The sequence below is a fragment of the Vibrio sp. D173a genome (genome assembly GCF_030248475.1).
Genome location: NZ_JAHGAH010000938.1, coordinates 1 through 791, shown reverse-complemented (window position 1 = coordinate 791; position 791 = coordinate 1). Strand labels below are relative to the sequence as shown.

The window sequence follows — 791 nt, the reverse complement described above, 5'->3', positions numbered from 1 at the left end:
TAATCTGCCTTCTGATACATCTCGACACCAATTTTGCCGTTCTCAGCGATATCCACCTCGAGCCCAAGCTTTTTGATCATCATCTTAGCTACTTGTTGATTCACGCGTGAGTCTTCGACCACCAGAGCTTTACCACCAAACTGAGGTAAAGGTGCTTGTTCAACCTGTGGCTCTAAAGCCGCTTTCGGGTTCTCTGCATTGACCTGTTTAAACGCCACCTCTCCACGGTTAGCATAAGTGAAACCTTGTTCAGACGCCTTATTCGAGAGCACACGGTTCACCGTCCATTTCAGCTGGTTGTCGTGATAAGGGCGTGCAATATAGGCGACAAGGCCCACCTTCTTGGCTTTTTGTTCATCTTCAAGATGTGGGTCGGCGGAGATCATCACCAACAGTGGACACTGCGCTTTAAATCGCTGAGTTAAGGTCTCTGCGAGTTGGAAACCATCGACAGCTGGCATCACCTTATCAATCAATATCAAATCGTAAGGGCGTTTCTTCTCCAATGAGGACGCCACCAACTCGATAGCCTTCTCAGCACCATCGCAGCTCTCCGATTCACAGCCAAACGCTTTGAGCTGAGCAGAGGTAATACGCATATTTAGCTGGCTATCATCCACCAGCAATACTGATATTTTACTCATGTCGACGTGGGTTTGCGTCGCTTCGCTACAAACGTCAAATTCAGCGGTGAAATAGAAAGAGCTACCCTTGCCCTCGATGCTATAGAGCTCAAGTGACGAGCCCATAAGCGTAACAATCTTCTCGCAGATGGCTAACCCAAGCCCAGT

General features: G+C 48.4%; 1 protein-coding gene. It reads right to left on the bottom strand.

What is annotated here, in order from left to right:
• Nucleotides 1–791: response regulator (locus tag KIV40_RS30405; RefSeq protein WP_285352991.1), on the bottom strand; the 791-nt coding region annotated here is incomplete at both ends.